This is a genomic window from Crossiella sp. NPDC003009, assembly GCF_053591555.1.
The window spans coordinates 55,903-72,663 of the sequence record NZ_JBSFUA010000037.1; the positions used below are offsets into that span (position 1 = coordinate 55,903).

Here is a 16,761-nt window from a genome sequence, read left to right on the forward strand (position 1 = left end):
GGTTCGACGCGTCTGTGGCGGCCGACCCCCAGGGGACGGCCGCCACAGACTTTCCCTGCGGTTGGCGCCGGGGCTCAGCTACCGCAGTGCTCGAACCCGCTGGTGTAGGCGGTGGAACCGACCGAGCCGCCCCACTTCACGCACTTGCCGGGGGCCGCTTTGCGCACCGGTCCCGCGTAGTGGGTGAAGTTGCCGGAGTCGGTGGTGCGGGCCTCGCCCTGGACCTCCAGGAAGGCCGAGACCGCGCTCGCGGTGCCCACGGAGACCGACTTCAGGGTCACCACGCAGTTGTTACCATTGCTGTTGTTGTAGAGCAGGTAGGTGCGGCCGACGGTGCCCAGGGCCTGCTCGTCGACCACGCCGTAGCCGCTGCCGCAGACCTGCTCCGGGGTATAGGGGTTGCCGCCGCCACCGCAGTTGCGGCTGGTGTAGCTCCGGCTGCCGAAGTACAGGATCTGGCTGCCGTTGAAGGTGATCCGCACATCGGCCCCGTTGAGCCGCTGCTCGTAGTGCAGGTGCGCGCCGGTGGAGCCGCCGGTGTTGCCCACCTTGCCGATCTGCCTGCCCCTGGCCACCTGCGTGCCCACGCTGACCTCTTGGCTGGACAGGTGCGCGTAGCGGGAGGTCCAGCCGCCGCCGTGGTCGATCTCGATCCAGCGGCCGTAGGAGGTGCTGCCTTCGTTCGCCACCCGGCTCACCCGGCCCGCGGCGGATGCCAGCACGGGGTCGCCCTCGTCGTTGGCGCGGTTGAAGTCGACGGAGTTCTGCGGGCTGTGGCCGGTGCGGGTCTGCCCTTCCCACACCTGGTTGCAGGGGAACGGGAGCTGGAACGCGGGCGCGGCCGCCGCGGGTTGCGCGACGGCCGCGAGTCCACCCAGTGCCACGGCCAGGGCAAGTCCCAGCCGGAGAAGTGCTCGCGTCATGGCCGGGAGCCTGACCCCGGCGGATACAGCCGGGGTCCAATCCGGATACAACCGGTTCAGCTAGCCGTGCGCCGCCGGAACAACCGGCCGGTCAGCGGCATCGCCAGCAGCAGGATCGCCGACCACCACAGCACCGCCAGCCAGCCCTGACCGGTGGTCGGCAGGCCCAGCAGCAGCGGGCGCACGGTGTCCATCACCAGCGTCATCGGCTGGTGCTCGACAAAGGCGCGCAGCCAGTCCGGCAGGGTGTGCGCGGGCACGAACGCGCTGCTGGCGTAGGGCACGAACAGCAGGATCAGGCTCAGCCCACTGGCGCCCTCCACGGTGCGGGCGAGCAGGCCGAACAGGGCCGCGATCCAGGCCATCGCCGCGGCGAAGAGCCAGAGCAGGCCGAAGACCGCCAGCCAGTCCAGCGGCGAGGCCTGCGGGCGGAAACCGAGCAGCAGGCCGATGAGCACCATGACGATGGTGGAAACCGTGGTGCGCACCACGGTGGCCGCGACGTGCCCGATGATCACTGCCGAGCTGAGCATCGGCATCGAGCGCAGCCGATCCACGATGCCGTCGGCCAGGTCCTGCCGGACGCCGACCGCGGTGGGCATCGAGTTGGTGCCCACGCTGATCACCAGGATGCCCGCGATCAGGTAGTTGACGTAGCTGGTGCCGCCGGTGGCCACCGCGCCGCCGAACATGAACCGGAAGATCACCAGCATGGTGGCAGGGATCATGAACATCACCGCGAGCTGCTCGGGGCTGCGCAGGATGTGCCGGAGGTTGCGGCCGATCATCACCTGGGCGTCGATGAGGTAGGACAGGGGTTTCACGCGGCGCCTCCGACGGTCTCGGCGGCCGGGCGGGCGCCGGTGAGGGACAGGAACACGTCGTCCAGGGTCGGACGGGTCAGGGCCAGGCCGGTCGGCTCCAGGCCCGCGGTTTCCAGCTGCTCCAGGACTTGGCGCAGCTGGCGGGCGCTGCCCACGGCGAGGCTGAGCCGGGGCACCTCGCCCTCGTGCCGCAGCGCCTCGGCAGGCAGCGCGGCCAGCGCGCGGTCCAGTTCGGCGGTGGTGGCGAAGGTCAGCTCCAGGCGCTCGGCGCCCACGGTGGCCTTCAGCTCGGCCGGGCTGCCCTCGGCGATCACCCGGCCGTGGTCCAGCAGCACCACCTGGTCGGCCAGCCGGTCGGCCTCCTCCAGGTACTGAGTGGTCAGCAGGATGGTGGTGCCCTCGGTCAGCAGCCGCTCGATGGCGGTCCACAACGTGTTGCGGCTGCGCGGGTCCAGGCCGGTGGTGGGCTCGTCCAGGAACAGCACCGGCGGCGCGGTGATCAGGCTGGCGGCCAGGTCCAGCCGCCGCCGCATGCCGCCGGAGTAGCCGCTGACCGCCCGGTCGGCCGCCCCGGCCAGTTCGAACTCGGCCAGCAGTTCGGCCGCCCTCGCCTTGGCCGCGCGCCTGCTCAGCCGGTGCAGGCGGCCCAGCATGACCAGGTTCTCCCGGCCGGTGAGCAGTCCGTCCAGCGCGGTCTGCTGGCCGGTCAGGCCGATCATCCGGCGCACCCGGTCCGGCCGGCGGCCCACCTCGGCCCCGTTGACCAGGGCCGTGCCGCCGTCGGCGGCCAGCAGGGTGCTGAGAATGCGCACCACCGTGGTCTTGCCCGCTCCGTTGGGACCGAGCAGCGCGAGCATCCGCCCGCGCCGCACGGTCAGGTCCACTCCGCGCAGCACCGGCACCGAACCGAAGCTCTTGCGCAGGCCGGACACGCTGATCACAGCGTCCGAAACCATCTCGCCCCCAAACTGTGTATCACGCATACTGATTGTGTATTTGATACACAGTTCTAGGATGTGGGTCAAGCCAGGGAGGGTGGGAGATGTCAGCCGAGTACGAGGCGATGGCGCGCAGCCTGGAGCTGCTGTGGGGCGAGCGGGCCCAGCCGAGCAGGGGCCCACGGCCGAAGATGTCGGTGGGCAAGATCGTCGAGGCCGCGGTGCGCATCGCCGACGCGGAGGGCCTTGGCGCGCTGTCCATGCAGCGGGTGGCCGCCGAGCTGGGCTACACCACGATGTCGCTCTACCGGTACGTCCCGGCCAAGGAGCAGCTGGTCGACCTGATGGTGGACCACGCCATCGGCGCGCCACCCGCCGAACTGACCGCCGAGCAGCACTGGCGCGCCGCGCTGACCGGCTGGGCGCACGCGTTCTGGGCGGTCTGCCAGCGGCACCCCTGGCTGCTCAAGGTGCAGGCCGACCGCCCGCCGGTGGGCCCGAACCAGCTGTCCTGGCTGGAGTGCGGGCTGCGCGCGCTGGCCGGACTGGGTTTTGAGGGCTACCAGCGGGTCTCGGTGGTCACCTTCATCTTCGCCGCGGTGCAGGGCCTGGCCAAGGTCTCCATCGACCAGCGGCCGCTCACCGACCGCGCCGAGGGGCCGGTGGCCAACGCCTACGCCGCCACCCTGGGCCGCTTCGTCAGCCCGGACCGCTACCCGGAACTGGCCGGGATCATGGCCGGCGGGGCTTTCGACGTGCCTGAGGACTACCCGGAGCCCAACGACGTGCTGCCAGACCTGGAGTTCGGCCTGTCCCACCTGCTCAACGGGATCGAGGCGTTCGTCCAGGCCCAGCAGTCAGCAGTGAGCTAATGCGCCACGTCGGTGAACAGCCCGTGCGTCCTGGTGCCGTCCTCCGGCTCGGCCGGGCGCTGCGTGCCGCCCCAGGCCGGTTCGCCGAAGAGGTGCTCCACGGCCGGTCGGCCCGCGCCGCTTTCCTCGTACGGTTCCATCCCAGTCTCCCCCTCCCCAGTGCCGGTCCTCCCACCGGCGTCTGTTGAGGGTAGCGAACGGGTTGTGTGGCGCGAGCCGTCGAACCGCACAATATTTACGCGGCTCGCTGTCCTAGGACTCCTTTGCCCCCTGGAAGCTGGTCAGATCCAGGCCGCCCTCTTTTTTCACAGTGTTGCCCTCGGCGCTGTTGGGTTCTGCCGGGCTGGTTCCCATGGACTGCATCAGGGTGCGCGCCAGGCCCAGTCCGGTGCCGCCCAGGGTCATCGCCTTGGCCAGCAGGTCGGAAAGGCCGTCCGCGCCGTTGAGCACCACCATGTGGTCCACGTTGCCCAGCGCGCTCGCGCCGGCGGCCACGATCTCCGGCCACTTCTCCGCCAGCTGCTGAGCGATGACGGCCTCCTGGTTCTCCGCCAGCGCGTTCGCCCTCGCCTTGATCGACTCGGCCTCGGCGAGACCCTTCGCCCGCGCGGCCTCCGCCTCGGCCAGACCGCGGGCCTTGGCCGAGGCGGCCTCGGCCTCACCGGTGGCCCGGGTGGCGCTCGCGCTGGCCTCACCGCGGGCCTTGGTGGCCTCGGCGTCGGCGATCGCGGCGGTCTTCACCCTGGTCGCGTCGGCGGTGGCGCGCAGCTCGGTCTCCTTGGCCTCGGCCTGCGCGCGGGCGATCTGCGCGTCGCGCTCGGCGTCGGCCAGCGTCCTGGTCTCATACGCCCTGGCGTCGGCGGGCTTGCGCACCTGGGACTGCAACCGCTGCTCGGCCAGGTCGGCCTCCAGCTGCGCGGCCCTGGTCTCCTGCACCACGACCTCCTGGCGCGCGCTGGCCTGCGCCAGCGGCCCGGACTGCTGCGCCTTGGCCGCGGCCTGGTCGATCTCGGCCTGGTACGCCGACTGCTTGATCCGGCTGTCGCGCAGCGCGGCGGCCTTGAGCGCGGCCGCGATCTGCTCGGCCTCGGCCGCCTCCTGGTCCCGCTGGGCCTCGGCGATGCGAGCCGCGGCCGCCACCGCGGCGGCGTGCGGCTTGCCCAGGTTGAGGATGTAGCCGGACTCGTCCTCGATCTCCTGGATCTGCAGCGAGTCCACCACCAGGCCCAGCTTGCTCATCTCGATCGCCGAGGACTGCCGGACCTCGCCGGTGAGCGCGTCCCGGTTGTGGATCATCTCCTCGATGGTCAGCCCGCCCACTATCGAGCGCAGGTGACCGGAGAACAGCTCGTGGATGGTGTTGTTCATGCCGTTCTGCTGGTCCAGGAACCGGCGGGCGGCGTTGGCGATGGAGACGAAGTCGTCGCCCACCTTGTAGATCACCACCGCGCGCACGGTCACCGGCAGGCCCTGCTTGGTCACGCAGGAGATCTGCAGGTTGGCCGCGTGCGTGTCCAGCGACAGCCGCCGCGCCACCTGGAAACCGGGCAGCACCAGGGTGCCCTTGCCGGTCACGATCTTGAAGCCGAGGCTGTCCGCGGTGTCCGCGGCCGTCCCCTTGGCCCCGAACCCAGAGATGATCATGGCCTCGTTCGGCTCCGCCACCCGCCACAGCAACCGCAGCAGCAGGAACAGCAGGAGCAACCCGACGACGCCCCCGCCAACCGCGATCAGAATCATCTGATTCATCGTCATACCCGGTGGGACACCGGCCAGACGAGAAAGGTTCCGTCTCTGTTCGGGTCGTGACCTAGGGGAGTTCCCAGGGCTCCACGTAGAGCATCCGCGGCGGCTCGAAGTCGACCACCAGCACCCTGGCGTCCACCTCGATGGTCGCGGCGGGGTCGGCCGGTTTGGCGTAGTACGCCTCCACCCCGCCGCGGATCGCCACCATCACCTCGCCGATCAGCCCCGGCCCGACGCGCCCGGTGACCCGGCCCGTTTTCCCGATCACGGGAACGCGGTGACGCTGAACTTGGACCCCGGGCGCACCCTGGTTCCCGGCGGTGCTCCCTGGCCGAGCACCCTGGCGTCGTCCCCGCCGCCGAAGGCGTGCTGGACCTCCACGGTCAGCCCGCGCTCGGCCGCCCACTGCCGGACCTCGCCGACGGTCTTGCCCAGCAGCGCGGGCATGGTGACCGCGTTGGAGAGCACCACCCCGACCCGGCTGCCCTTGGCCACCTTGGCGCCGATGGCCGGATCGGAGCTGATCACCCGGCCGCCCTCGACGTCGGCGGAGAAGTCCTGGCCCTTCTCGAACGGCTCAAGGCCCACCCTGCGCAGCTCGGCGAAGGCGGCGTCCCTGGTCATGCCGGCCACGGTCGGCACGTTCACCGGCGCCGCGCCCTTGGACAGCCCGATCGCCACCGCCGCGCCCATCTGCACCGGGGTGCCGGGGGCCGGGTCGATCTTGAGCACCTTGCCCTCGGGCACCTCGGAGCTGAAGCCGTCCAGGCCCTTGTCCAGGCGCGGGGCCAGCTGGGCGTTGCGGATCAGGTCCTCGGCCTCCTGCGGGCTGATGCCCGCCTTGACGTCGGGCACCACCGGGCGGCCGCGGGAAACCACCACGGAGACCTTGTCCCCGCGCAGCACGTCGGCGCCGCGCGCCGGATCGGTGCGGATCACGGTGCCCGCGACCACGTCGTTGTGGTGCTCGACCTTGACGTCGGGGACCAGGTCCACGGCCTTGACCGAGCTGATCGCGGTCTCCTGGGTCTGCCCGGCCACATCGGGCACCTGGGCCCAGCGGCCGGAGCCCAGCCACCAGGCGGTGATGCCGATGGCCACCGCGAGCACCGCGACCACCGACACCCAGATGGTGAAGGAGCGGCGGCTGCGCGCGCGTTCCCTGGCCCGCTGCTCGGCCAGGCTGGGCGCGGGCCGCGGCGGGGTCGGCGGACCGGCCACCGGGGCGAGCTGGGGGAGCTCGGCCCGCGACATCGCCCTGGTGCCCTGCGGCCCGATCGGGGCAGGCGCGGGCACGGCGGCGCGGGGCACCGCCCGGACGGTGGCGTCCGGATCGTCCACCACCGGCTTCATCTGCTGGGTGACCGCCTCGTCGATCTCCTCGACCGGGACCGGCACCGGCACGGTGGTCAGGCCCAGCTTGTCCCGCAGCTGCTGCACGGCCAGCAGGAAGGCGGCCGCGTCGGCGGGGCGCTGGTTCGGATCGCGGCGGGTGGCGGCCAGCACCAGCTCGTCCAGCTCCGGCGGCAGCCCGGGCTTGGCCAGGCCCGGCGCAGGCACATCGCTGTTGACGTGCCGGTAGGCCACCGAGATCGCGGTGTCGCCGGTGTAGGGCTGGGCGCCGGTGAGCATCTCGTAGAGCACGATCCCGGCGGCGTAGACATCGCTGCGGGCATCCGCCGCGCCGGTGGCGACCTGCTCGGGGGAGAGGTAGGCGACCGTGCCCAGGATCATGCTGTCGCTGGTGGTCCCGGCCCCGGCGATCGCCCTGACCAGGCCGAAGTCGGCGACCTTGACCGCGCCGCCCTTGCCGATGAGCACGTTCTCCGGCTTGATGTCGCGGTGCACCAGCCCGGAGCGGTGCGCGGCGGCCAGCGCGGAGAGCACCGGCTCGATGACGCTCAGCGCCAGCGGCACCGGCAGCGGGCCCTGCTTGCGCAGCAGGTCGCGCAGGGTGCCGCCCTGGAGCAGCTCCATCACGATGAAGGCCAGGTCGCCCTCTGGGGTCGGGTCGATGCCCTGGTCGTACACGCCGACCACGCACGGGTGGTGCAGCCGGGCGGCGCTGCGGGCCTCCCGCTCCAGCCGGTCCAGGAAGCTCCGGTCGCCGGAGAGCCGCTGGTCCATGACCTTGATGGCCACCGGACGGTCCAGCCTGGTGTCGAGCCCGCGGTACACCGTGGACATGCCACCGTGCGCGATCAATCCCTCGACCCGGTATCGGCGCTCCAACACCGTGCCGGTCAGTACTGAACCCCGCGTCTGCACACCCCGATCGTACGGAGCGGGGTCAATCCGTGGTTCAGCGCACACCCAGTCGGAATGTGGCAGGCTGACGAGCTGTGAGTACGATCCCTGCCGCCGATGACGTGCTGAAGCGCGAGGTGGAGGTCCTGCCGCTGCCCACGGTCGCGGAGCACCTCGGCCTGCCGATCACCCGGGTCCACCAGATGTTGCGCGACGGCCAGCTGCTCGCGGTGCGCCGCGACCGGGTGCTGTCCGTGCCTGCGGACTTCCTCGACGACAACGGCGTGGTCAAGCACCTAGCCGGCACGATCACCGTGCTCAAGGACGGTGGTTACACCGTGGAGGACATCCTGCGCTGGCTGTTCACCGAGGACGACTCGTTGCCGGGCACCCCGGTCGACGCGCTGCGTTCGGACCGCTCCCGCGAGGTGAAGCGGCGCGCCCAGGCGATGGCGTTCTGAGGTTCCCCCGTCGGCCGACCGTGGCGGCGCCACCGCCGTCACGGTCACCAGTTCAGGTGACTGGAGAAGAGCGCAGCCGCAGCGGGTCCGGCCGGACCAGCGAGACCGCGGCCAGCGCGGAGACAGCGAACGCCCCGGCCAGGTAGTCCCAGTCGTAGAGCGCCGACTCGCCGGTGGGGTAGGTGACCAGCAGCAGCCACACCGAGGCGGCCACCACGCCCACCACCAGGCGGCCGGACCAGGCGAAACCCGCGGCCAGCGCCAGCCCCCAGCTGAAGTACCAGGGGAACGTGGTCGGCGAGAGCACCGAGGCGGCCAGCAGCACCAGGGCCGCGCGGTGCACCGCGGTCTTGCCGCCGGTGCGGGCCAGCCACCACTGCCGCAGGCCGAAGGCGATCAGCAGCAGGTAGCCGGTGGTCCTGGCCACGCCGAGGAACCAGCCGCCGTCCACGGTGAAGAACACGCTGACCAGGCCGTGCACCAGCTGACCTGCCGCGGTGGGCAGCGACAGCCAGTTGATCACCGCCGAGGAGTTGCTCAGCGCGTGCAGCCAGCCGAGGCCGACCCCGGCGGCGAGCATGGTCAGCGCGAAGGTGCCGGTGAACACGGCCAGCCCCGCGGCCACCGCGCGGCCGAGCCTGCGGCGTGGTGAACCGGCCATCCGGGCCGCCCACATCCACACCAGGAAGGGCAGCGCGAGCGCCGCGGTCGCCTTCACCGCGACCGCCAGGCTGACCAGCGCGATGCCCAGCACGAACCGGCGGTCCAGCACGAAGACCACGCCCGCGGCGAGCAGGCCGACCATGAGCAGGTCGTTGTGCGGGCCGCCGACCAGGTGCACCAGGATCAGCGGGTTGGCCGCGGCCAGCCACAGCGCCAGCGGGGCCTTGCCGCCCAGCCGCACGGCCAGCCGGGGCAGCGCCCAGCACAGCAGCACCAGGCCGCTGACCAGCGCCAGCCGCATCAGCACCACGCCGAGGATCATGCTGTCGCCGGTGAGCGCGACCACGCCCTTGGCGATGAGGATGAACAGTGGGCCGTAGGGCGCGGGGCTGTTCTGCCAGAGCCAGCTCACGTTCTCCAGCAGCGGCCCCCGGCTGAGCTCGATCGGGCCTGCCACGTACGGGTCGTAGCCCTGCCAGGCCAGCGCGCCCTGGGCCAGGTAGCTGTAGATGTCCCGGCTGAACAGCGGCGGCGCGATCAGCAGCGGCAGCGTCCACACGCCGATGGCCAGCAGCATCCCGCGCGCCGAGGTCCGGCCCGCCCAGACGTCGCGGCCCAGCCGCACCCAGGCCAGCACGATCAGCGCCAGGCCGCCGTAGAGCAGCAGGGTGGCCAGGTCCTTGCCGTGGCCGAAGCGCACCCAGCTGAAACCGGTGTCGGCCAGCAGCGGGTCGCGCACCAGCACGCCGCCGGCGCCGACGCCACCGAGGGCGATGAAGGCCGAGCCGAGCCCGCCGAGCAGCACCGAGCGCAGCGACACCGGCCGCGGTCCCGGCGCGGGAACCGGCTCCGGCTCCGCGGCCGCCTTGGCGGTTGTGACGGGCGGGACGACCGGGCGCTCGGGCGCCTCGGGCCGCGTCATCGGCTGGGTGACCATGTCCGTGCTGCCCGCCGTCAGCGGCGCGGCGAGCACCTGGGCGACCTCATGCGAAAACCGCACCGGTTCACCGCCGGCGCTCGAACGAGGAAGCGAGGGAATGGAGGTCATCGCGACCTCCATGGTCCCACAACGGCTTCACGCCCCGGCACGGGATCGGGACCGGGGAGACGCAGGTCATCAATCCCTCGCCCCTTGGTGCCATTCAGGTGTCAGCCGTAAGGGGGAATTCCGGCGGGCCTGTTTCCAGCCCGTGTCAACGCGGTGACAGCCATTGGTCAGTGATCGCGGCGGGTGGCCTCGATCGCGAGCTCGGCGAGCTTGCCGCGGGCCTGCTCCTCGGCCATCGGCGCGGTCGCCAGCGCGCTCAGCGCGGCCTCGGTGTGCGCGGTGATCCGCTGCTCCACCGCCTCGACCGCGCCCAGCCGGTGCAGCAGCTCCCTGGTCCGGTCCACCCCGGCTTCGTCCAGCTCCGGGTTGCCGATCGCCTCCTGCAACGCGACCAGCGCGGGCCGGTCGCCCAGCTCCTCCGCCCGCTGCAGGCCGAGCGTGACCAGCAGCGTGCGCTTGCCCTCGCGCAGGTCGTCACCAGCGGGTTTGCCGGTGACCTTGGGGTCGCCGAACACGCCGAGCAGGTCATCGCGCAGCTGGAAGCCGATGCCGAGGTCGGTGCCGAAGGCGCGCAGCCCGGCGATCAGCTCCGGCGAGCCACCGGCCAGCGCGGCGCCCAGGTGCAGCGGCCGCTCCACGGTGTAGGCGGCGGTCTTGTACCGGTTGATCCGCATCGCGGTCTCCGGCTCGTTCGCCGCGCGGGCCTGGGCCAGCACGTCCAGGTACTGCCCGACCAGCACCTCGGTGCGCATGGCCCGCCACACCGGGCGCGCCCGCGCCAGCGCGGCTTGGTCCAGCGCGGCGTCGTAGAGCAGGTCGTCGGCCCAGGCCAGGGCCAGGTCGCCGAGCAGGATCGCGGCGGAGAGCCCGAAGGCGTCCGGGGTGCCTGCCCAGCCTGCCGCGTGGTGCTGCATGGCGAAGCGCACGTGCAGGGTCGGCTGCCCGCGCCGCCGGTCCGAGGAGTCCATCAGGTCGTCGTGCACCAGCGCGCAGGCCTGGATCAGCTCCAGCGAGCTGACCGCGCGCAGCACCTCCGGCGCGTCCGGCGACTCCGGCCGGCCGCCCCCGGCCCGCCAGCCCCACCAGGCGAAAGTCGGCCGGATCCGCTTGCCGCCGTCCAGGATGAACCTGGTCAGCGAGTCCATCGCGGCGGCCACCGTCTCATCGATCGCGTCGATCTCCCGCCGGCGCTCCTCGAGGAACTCCTGGAGCGCCTCGTGCACGTGCGCGGTGAGGTCGACGTCGATCGGATGGCGCAGCAGCTGCGGTGGAGGCACCCTTCAATCCTGCGTGTTCCTCCGCCTGGGCGCATGCCCGGGTGGCGAAACTCCCATTTACGGCACCTGGTATCGGGGCCGGCCGGACAGTGCCGCGAAGGGCGGATCCACTTGTTGGAACAACCCGGCAAAGCGGCATTCCGGGCCAGTAACCTTGGCGTATGACGTCGGTGGTGGATCGCCTGTGCACAGGCAGACCCTCGTTCTCGGTGGAGTTCTTCCCGCCGGGCGATGAGAACGCGGAACGGGGCCTGTGGCGCTCGATCCGGGAGCTGGAACCGCTGGAACCCACGTTCGTCTCGGTCACCTACGGCGCGGGCGGCTCCAAGCGGGACCGCACCATCCGGATCACCGGCCGCATCGCCGCGGAGACCACGCTGCTGCCGGTGGCGCACCTGACCGCGGTGAACCACTCGGTGGCCGAGCTGCGCAACATCATCGGCTGGTACGCCTCGGCCGGGGTGACCAACGTGCTCGCGCTGCGCGGCGACCCGCCGGGCGACCCGCACGGCGAGTGGATCGCCCACCCCGAGGGCCTGGCCTACGCCGAGGACCTGGTCCGCCTGGTGCGCGGGCTCGGCGACTTCTGCGTCAGCGTGGCCTGCTTCCCCAACGGCCACCCGCGCTCACCCGACCTGGACACCGACGCGGACTACCTGGTCCGCAAGTTCGACGCCGGGGCCCAGTACGCGGTGTCCCAGACGGTGTTCCGGGTGGAGGAGTTCCTCCGGCTGCGCGACCGGGTGGCCGCGCGCGGGGTGGACGTGGACCGGGTGCCGCTGCTGCCCGGCCTGATGCCGATCACCTCGGTCAAGGGCGTGCGCCGGATGGCCGAGCTCTCCGGCGACCCGATCCCGGCCGAGGTGCTGGCCCGGATCGACCCGATCGCCGATGACCCGGCCGCGGTGCGCGAGGAGGGCGTGCGGATCGCCACCGAGCTGTCCGAGCGGTTGCTGGCCGAGGGCGTGCGGAACCTGCACTACTACACGCTGAACAAGTCGACCGCGACGCGCGAGGTGCTGGAAAACCTCGGACTGGTACCCGCCAGAGCGTGAAAGTTCGGCCCTGCGGTCTGCACGGACCGTAGGGCCGACTGGTCCACTCAGGTGCAGCCGTTCGTCGCATCCGGTCTCCTTGTGATGAACAGATACGGTGAACACCGTTGCGCCATATGACTTTCGCTAAGGTCATCGCACCCGGCGAAAGGTGGTGCCACCCGTGACGGCCCCGGATGCGCAGCCCCTGCTGTCGGATCACGCGCAGCTGACCATCGTGCTGGTGGTGTGGGTGGCGGTCGCGGTGGTGCTGACCGTGGTGGTGCTGCGGTCCTGCTGGCGGCGCAAACGGGCCGACCGGCGATCGCGCGCGGAGGAGGCCGGGCCGTTCATCCGCCTGATGCCCCCGGAACCGGACACCAAGGCGTCCTGACCAGGTAGGTCTGGCACCACTCCGCAACTCCACCGCAAGAGGCGGCCTGACGCCATGCCGATCGCCAGTCTTGATCGACAAGCTGGTGCCGTGCTTGCGAAACGACTCCTCCCGCTGACCCTGACCTGTGCCGCCGCGCTGGCCGCGACCGCCTGCGCCACCGCCGCCCCGCCCGCCCCCGAACAGCGCGGCTCGGTGGTGTCCACCACCCAGGTAGCCGAGCTGAGCGCCGAGGAGGTGCGCGCCCGGCTGACCGCGGCCAAGATCGACGACGCCCAGGTCCGCTACGGCGTGACCGCGCACCGGGTGGTGTACCGGACCATCGGCGTGCGCGGTGAGCCCACCACCGCCAGCCAGCTGATCGCCTTGCCCCGCAACGACCACAGCGACCTGGGCGTGGTCTCCTGGCTGCACGGCACCACGGTCTACCGCGGCGACGTGGCCTCGGTGCGGGCGGAGTCCACCGACCGCGCCGCCGCGCTGCTGTTCGCCGCCACCGGCCGGGCCGTCTCCGCCCCCGACTACCTCGGCCTGGGCGAGGGCCCCGGCCACCACCCCTACGGCCACCCGCAAGCCACCGTGTCCGCCGCCCTGGACGCCCTGCGCGCGGCCAGGGAGGTCGCCGGCAAGCAGGGCCGCACCTTCGACGAGCGGCTGCGGATCAGCGGCTTCTCCCAGGGCGGACCGGCCACCATGCTGCTGGGCCGGGCGGTGCAGGAGGGCGCGGACCCGGCCTTCACCCTGGACGCGCTGGCCCCGGTCGGCGGCCCGTTCGACCTGAGCCGGTTCGAGGCCGACGCCGCCGGGGACGAGGTGGACAAGGCCGCGCTGTACCTGGCCTACTTCGTCACTGCCTGGGACCGGATGTACGGCCTGTACGACTCGCCCGGCCAGGCCTTCCGCGAGCCCTACGCCGACCGGGTGGAGACCCTCTTCGACGGCGACCACAAGACCCAGGAGATCGCCGCCGCCCTGCCCGCCAAGGCGAAGGACCTGTTCACCGAGGACTTCCTCACCAAGATCCGCAACCCGTCCGGCCCCTTCCGCGACCAGCTCCGCGCCCTGGACACCACCTGCGACTGGCGGCCCGCGGTGCCGGTGGAGATCTTCCACGCCGCGGGGGACCGGGATGTGGCCTTCGCGCACGCACGGCAGTGCGCGGGTCAGCTCGCGGGCAAGGGGGCGGAGCACACGGTCACCGATGTGGGCGCGGTCGACCACAACGGCTCGGTGCGCGCCGCGCTGCCCCGGATCGCGGCGAAGTTCGCCCCGGCGAGCTGATCAGAGCCGCGCGTCCACCTCGATCTCGATCCGCGCCCTGGTGTCCAGCAGCCCGCAGATCGCCAGCGTCGCCGCGGGCCGCGCCTGGCCGAAAGCCTTGCGCAGCAACGGCCAGCACGGCTCGAAGTCGGTGCGTTCCGGCAGCAGGTAGCGCACCCGCACCACGTTGGCGAAGGTGCACCCCGCCTCGGCGAGGGCCTGCTCGATGTTGCGCAGGCACTGGGCGGTCTGGGTCAGCAGGTCGTCGGAGATGGTCATGGTGGTGTAGTCGAAGCCGGTGGTGCCGGAGACGTAGACGTGGTCCCCGGCCACCACGGCCCTGGAGTACCCGACCTGCTCCTCGAACGTCGATCCGCTGGAGATCAACCGTCGCTGTGTCATGCCGGGAAACCTAGGGGCGGGAGCGGTTTCCTGGCGAGGTGGTTCCGGACCGGCCGTTGGTGGGCCGGGCCGCGGTGGCCCGGCCGCCGCGCCGCTTTCCGGCGCGCAGGACCACCTGCAGGTCGCCGGTCGGCCTGGTGTTGTGGAACTGTGTCGCCGCCATGGTGACCCTCCTGTTCCCGACCCGCGCACCCCCAGTGGCGCGCGTCGTACCGCGAAACCTAGGCCGGGCCCGTGAGCAGGGAAATCCAGATCGCGACAGGATGCGAGGCGCAATTCGGACAACCGGCGCGGTGGATGGCACGTCCTGGGTACGGCACGGGGAGTCAGCATGATCTTGTTCGAGGGCCGGGATGTCGACGAGGTGCACGAGGTGGTCAGCACGCACTTCGCACCGCACCGGCTGCGGGTGGTGGACAACCTGCCGCTGGCCGGGCGGTTCGTGGCCGCGCACGTCGGCGCGGTGTCGGTGTTCGAGCTGGGCTATGGCGCGGAGGTCGAGGTGCGGCCAGGGGAGCTGCCCGACATCTACAACGTGCACCTCCCGCTGACCGGGCACGGGGACCTGCGGGTGGACCAGCACCAGGTCGGCACCGACAGCAGCGTGGTCGGGCCGGGGCAGCGGCTGCGGATGCGCTGGAGCGGGGACAGCAACACGCTGATCCTGCGCTTCACCCGCGCCGCCATCGACGAGGCGCTGGCACTGCGGCTCGGCGACCAGCCGGCCGCGCCGACCCGGTTCGAACCGGAGGTCGGCCCGGCGGCCCGGTCCTGGCTGCTGGCCATGCGCGCCTTCGCCGAACAGGCGGGCTCGGGACTGTTCGCCCGCTCGCCGCTGGCCGCCGCGCACTTCGAGCAGATGCTGGTGCACGGACTGCTGGACAGCCAGCCGCACACCTTGGCCGAGGCGCTGGCCGAACCCGAACGGCCGGAGCTGCCGCAGGTGCTGCGCCGGGCCATGGCCTACTGCGAGGAGCACGCCGCCGAACCGGTCACCCCCGCGGACATGGCGCTGGCGGCCAGGGTCGGGGTGCGCTCACTGCAACGGGCCTTCCGCATCCACCTGGACACCACCCCGCTGGCCTACCTGTACCGGGTCCGGCTGGACCGGGCGCACCGGGACCTGCTGGCCATCGCCGAGGGCCGGGCCAGCGGTTCGGTCACCGATGTGGCGCTGCGCTGGGGTTTCACCCACCTCGGCCGGTTCGCCGCGCAGTACCGGCAGGCCTACGGGCAGCCGCCGGTGCACACCCTGCGCCAGGACCGGCCCCGGCTGCGGCTGGTCGGCGAGTCGGAGTCAGCCGTGTCCTGACAGCCGCGCGCTGACCACCGCGCCGGTCTCCGGTCCCGCCGCGGCCAGCACCGAGCCGTCCGCGGCCCAGATCGTCGAATGCCCGGCGCAGTGGTCAAAACCGCCGCCGGTGGCGCCCGCGCAGCTGGCCATCGCCACCGGCACGCCGTGCTCACTCGCCACCCGCCGCGCGCGGCGCTCCTGCTCGGTCAGTTCGGACTCCTCGTGCACCACCCCGGCCACGTAGACGTCCATGCCCAGGGCCGCGGTGTCCGCCGCGTGCCGGGGCACGCCGGTGTCCCGGCAGATCGCCAGGCCCAGCCGCCAGCCGTGCACCGCCAGCACCACCGGCTCAGGGCCGGGCCGGAACCGCTCCGGCTCCGCGCCGCCCAGGTGCTGCTTGCGGTAGACCACCCGGGCGCCGTCGCCGTCGATGGCCAGCATGCCGATGTGCGGCCCGGCCACCGGAGCGCCGGCCAGCGCCAGCGCGCCGGTGTCCGCGCAGGCCTCCACGATCGGCCACAGCCGGGCGTCCTCGGGACTGATCAGGTCGGCGGCCAGCTCGTAGCCGGTCAGCGACAGCTCGGGGAAGACCACCACCCCGGCCCCGGCCGCGCGCACGGTGGCGGCGTGGGTGACCGCGTTGGCGGCCACGTCGTGCGAGATGCAGGGCGGCTGGGCCACGGCGATGGTCAGCGGCGCGCGCAACGGCTCACTCCACGGGGTCGAGGCGGGCGACGTAGCGCCGGTGCGCCACGAAGGCCATCACGTACACCAGCAGCGCCACCCCGCCGGAACCGCCCGCGACCACCATCGCCCAGTACTCCCAGGACTCGGTGCGCTGGTCGGCGTAGGACACCGTGGCGGCCAGCTCGGTGATCTCCCCGGCCTTGGGCGACCAGCCGATGCCGTCGGTCAGGTGCTTGCCGTTGGTGGTGGCGATCCGGCCGGGGAAGCTGATCTTCAGCTGGACGTCGGTGCGCTCCGGCGACAGCGAGGTCAGGTCGACCGACCCGGACAGCGTCACCAGGCCGCCGGAGCGGCGCAGCTGCAACCGGTAGTTGGTGGAGAGCAGCTCGGTGGCGTTGGCCAGCCCGCGCAGCTCCTCGAAGGTCAGCCCGTTGAAGAACAGCTGCGAGCCCGAGTAGCCGTCCCTGCTGTGCGGCAGCACCCGCACCCGGCTGGCCAGCTCGGCAGGCACCTTCAGCTGCGGGCCCAGGTCACCCTCGCGGGTCGGCAGGGTGAGCAGCACCAGCTCGCCGGAGACCCGGTCGTCCTCGGTGACCGCCATGGTCAGCGAGGCGCGCACGCAGCCGGAGAGGAACAACGCGCACAGCAGCCCGAGCAGTGGCAGGGCGAGGAGTCGCCGTGACAGGGGCAC

Annotated in this window: 19 protein-coding genes; 6 read left to right on the forward strand and 13 right to left on the reverse strand. The window is 72.2% G+C overall.

All coding sequences use genetic code 11. The annotated features are described in order from the left end of the window. Positions 1–74 precede the first annotated feature (74 nt). From ACWDY5_RS30225 to ACWDY5_RS30235, 3 genes are read right to left on the reverse strand one after another with little or no spacing between them, the layout of a single operon-like run. The gene (locus tag ACWDY5_RS30225) at positions 75–923 is read right to left on the reverse strand and encodes a M23 family metallopeptidase (RefSeq protein ID WP_449725540.1); all 849 of its coding nucleotides are present in this window, start codon (positions 921–923) and stop codon (positions 75–77) included. A 56-nt stretch (positions 924–979) separates the two neighbouring features. Then, positions 980–1,747, reverse strand: a complete 768-nt coding sequence (locus ACWDY5_RS30230; protein WP_449725541.1) for an ABC transporter permease — start codon at positions 1,745–1,747, stop codon at positions 980–982. Beyond that, entirely contained in the window at positions 1,744–2,703 is a 960-nt protein-coding gene (locus ACWDY5_RS30235) for an ATP-binding cassette domain-containing protein (protein ID WP_449725542.1), read from the reverse strand. Before ACWDY5_RS30235 ends, ACWDY5_RS30230 begins: the two co-directional genes overlap by 4 nt. Before the next feature lie 86 nt (positions 2,704–2,789). Here ACWDY5_RS30235 and ACWDY5_RS30240 point away from each other — a divergent pair, with 86 nt between their 5' ends. After that, positions 2,790–3,557 carry a TetR/AcrR family transcriptional regulator gene (locus tag ACWDY5_RS30240; RefSeq protein WP_449725543.1) on the forward strand — a complete coding sequence of 256 codons (768 nt, stop codon included), beginning with the start codon at positions 2,790–2,792 and terminating at the stop codon, positions 3,555–3,557. Here ACWDY5_RS30240 and ACWDY5_RS30245 read toward each other — a convergent pair. The 4 genes from ACWDY5_RS30245 to pknB all read right to left on the reverse strand — a co-directional run bounded on the left by ACWDY5_RS30245 (position 3,554) and on the right by pknB (position 7,571). Further along, the gene (locus ACWDY5_RS30245; protein WP_449725544.1) at positions 3,554–3,697 is read right to left on the reverse strand and encodes a hypothetical protein; all 144 of its coding nucleotides are present in this window, start codon (positions 3,695–3,697) and stop codon (positions 3,554–3,556) included. The genes ACWDY5_RS30240 and ACWDY5_RS30245 overlap by 4 nt on opposite strands. A 112-nt stretch (positions 3,698–3,809) precedes the next feature. Continuing rightward, a complete protein-coding gene (locus ACWDY5_RS30250) occupies positions 3,810–5,297 on the reverse strand; it encodes a flotillin family protein (protein ID WP_449725545.1) in 1,488 nt (495 codons plus the stop codon). A gap of 70 nt (positions 5,298–5,367) precedes the next feature. Continuing rightward, positions 5,368–5,571, reverse strand: a complete 204-nt coding sequence (locus ACWDY5_RS30255; RefSeq protein WP_449725546.1) for a hypothetical protein — start codon at positions 5,569–5,571, stop codon at positions 5,368–5,370. Beyond that, positions 5,568–7,571: a Stk1 family PASTA domain-containing Ser/Thr kinase gene (gene pknB, locus ACWDY5_RS30260; protein ID WP_449725547.1), complete on the reverse strand. Its 2,004-nt coding sequence runs from the start codon at positions 7,569–7,571 to the stop codon at positions 5,568–5,570. The genes ACWDY5_RS30255 and pknB overlap by 4 nt, the downstream gene beginning before the upstream one ends. 74 nt (positions 7,572–7,645) lie before the next feature. Here pknB and ACWDY5_RS30265 point away from each other — a divergent pair, with 74 nt between their 5' ends. After that, complete coding sequence (locus ACWDY5_RS30265; protein ID WP_252485809.1) at positions 7,646–8,011, forward strand: Rv2175c family DNA-binding protein; 366 nt, start codon at positions 7,646–7,648, stop codon at positions 8,009–8,011. Positions 8,012–8,063: 52 nt separating this feature from the next. On the opposite strand, the gene mptB is transcribed toward ACWDY5_RS30265, so the two are convergent. Beyond that, on the reverse strand, positions 8,064–9,674 hold the full coding sequence (mptB, locus tag ACWDY5_RS30270; protein WP_449725548.1) for a polyprenol phosphomannose-dependent alpha 1,6 mannosyltransferase MptB: 1,611 nt from the start codon (positions 9,672–9,674) through the stop codon (positions 8,064–8,066). Between the two features lie 215 nt (positions 9,675–9,889). Then, the gene (locus tag ACWDY5_RS30275) at positions 9,890–10,999 is read right to left on the reverse strand and encodes a polyprenyl synthetase family protein (protein WP_449725549.1); all 1,110 of its coding nucleotides are present in this window, start codon (positions 10,997–10,999) and stop codon (positions 9,890–9,892) included. Between the two features lie 161 nt (positions 11,000–11,160). Here ACWDY5_RS30275 and ACWDY5_RS30280 point away from each other — a divergent pair, with 161 nt between their 5' ends. The 3 genes from ACWDY5_RS30280 (at position 11,161) to ACWDY5_RS30290 (ending at position 13,708) form a co-directional block, all read left to right on the forward strand. Next, positions 11,161–12,054, forward strand: a complete 894-nt coding sequence (locus ACWDY5_RS30280; protein ID WP_449725550.1) for a methylenetetrahydrofolate reductase — start codon at positions 11,161–11,163, stop codon at positions 12,052–12,054. A gap of 163 nt (positions 12,055–12,217) precedes the next feature. Next, on the forward strand, positions 12,218–12,427 hold the full coding sequence (locus tag ACWDY5_RS30285) for a hypothetical protein (RefSeq protein WP_449725551.1): 210 nt from the start codon (positions 12,218–12,220) through the stop codon (positions 12,425–12,427). A 90-nt stretch (positions 12,428–12,517) separates the two neighbouring features. Beyond that, positions 12,518–13,708 carry a lipase gene (locus ACWDY5_RS30290; protein ID WP_449725552.1) on the forward strand — a complete coding sequence of 397 codons (1,191 nt, stop codon included), beginning with the start codon at positions 12,518–12,520 and terminating at the stop codon, positions 13,706–13,708. On the opposite strand, the gene ACWDY5_RS30295 is transcribed toward ACWDY5_RS30290, so the two are convergent. Both ACWDY5_RS30295 and ACWDY5_RS30300 read right to left on the reverse strand, forming a co-directional pair. Beyond that, on the reverse strand, positions 13,709–14,089 hold the full coding sequence (locus ACWDY5_RS30295; protein ID WP_449725553.1) for a RidA family protein: 381 nt from the start codon (positions 14,087–14,089) through the stop codon (positions 13,709–13,711). Positions 14,090–14,099: 10 nt separating this feature from the next. Next, the gene (locus ACWDY5_RS30300) at positions 14,100–14,252 is read right to left on the reverse strand and encodes a hypothetical protein (RefSeq protein ID WP_449725554.1); all 153 of its coding nucleotides are present in this window, start codon (positions 14,250–14,252) and stop codon (positions 14,100–14,102) included. Positions 14,253–14,420: 168 nt separating this feature from the next. Here ACWDY5_RS30300 and ACWDY5_RS30305 point away from each other — a divergent pair, with 168 nt between their 5' ends. Beyond that, on the forward strand, positions 14,421–15,401 hold the full coding sequence (locus ACWDY5_RS30305; RefSeq protein WP_449725555.1) for an AraC family transcriptional regulator: 981 nt from the start codon (positions 14,421–14,423) through the stop codon (positions 15,399–15,401). Here the strand turns inward: ACWDY5_RS30305 and ACWDY5_RS30310 are convergent. Beyond that, a complete protein-coding gene (locus ACWDY5_RS30310) occupies positions 15,387–16,088 on the reverse strand; it encodes a carbon-nitrogen hydrolase family protein (protein WP_449725556.1) in 702 nt (233 codons plus the stop codon). The two genes, ACWDY5_RS30305 and ACWDY5_RS30310, sit on opposite strands and share 15 nt — an antisense overlap. Before the next feature lie 4 nt (positions 16,089–16,092). Continuing rightward, positions 16,093–16,761, reverse strand: a complete 669-nt coding sequence (locus ACWDY5_RS30315; RefSeq protein ID WP_449725557.1) for a DUF3153 domain-containing protein — start codon at positions 16,759–16,761, stop codon at positions 16,093–16,095.

What these genes read in the sequence shown, in the direction of transcription:
- ACWDY5_RS30280 (WP_449725550.1), top strand. Translation starts at nt 11,161, where the DNA reads ATGACGTCGGTGGTGGATCGCCTGTGCACAGGCAGACCCTCGTTCTCG.
- ACWDY5_RS30225 (WP_449725540.1), bottom strand. Translation starts at nt 923, where the DNA reads ATGACGCGAGCACTTCTCCGGCTGGGACTTGCCCTGGCCGTGGCACTG.
- ACWDY5_RS30295 (WP_449725553.1), bottom strand. Translation starts at nt 14,089, where the DNA reads ATGACACAGCGACGGTTGATCTCCAGCGGATCGACGTTCGAGGAGCAG.
- ACWDY5_RS30235 (WP_449725542.1), bottom strand. Translation starts at nt 2,703, where the DNA reads ATGGTTTCGGACGCTGTGATCAGCGTGTCCGGCCTGCGCAAGAGCTTC.
- ACWDY5_RS30250 (WP_449725545.1), bottom strand. Translation starts at nt 5,297, where the DNA reads ATGATTCTGATCGCGGTTGGCGGGGGCGTCGTCGGGTTGCTCCTGCTG.
- ACWDY5_RS30240 (WP_449725543.1), top strand. Translation starts at nt 2,790, where the DNA reads ATGTCAGCCGAGTACGAGGCGATGGCGCGCAGCCTGGAGCTGCTGTGG.
- ACWDY5_RS30305 (WP_449725555.1), top strand. Translation starts at nt 14,421, where the DNA reads ATGATCTTGTTCGAGGGCCGGGATGTCGACGAGGTGCACGAGGTGGTC.
- ACWDY5_RS30300 (WP_449725554.1), bottom strand. Translation starts at nt 14,252, where the DNA reads ATGGCGGCGACACAGTTCCACAACACCAGGCCGACCGGCGACCTGCAG.
- ACWDY5_RS30245 (WP_449725544.1), bottom strand. Translation starts at nt 3,697, where the DNA reads ATGGAACCGTACGAGGAAAGCGGCGCGGGCCGACCGGCCGTGGAGCAC.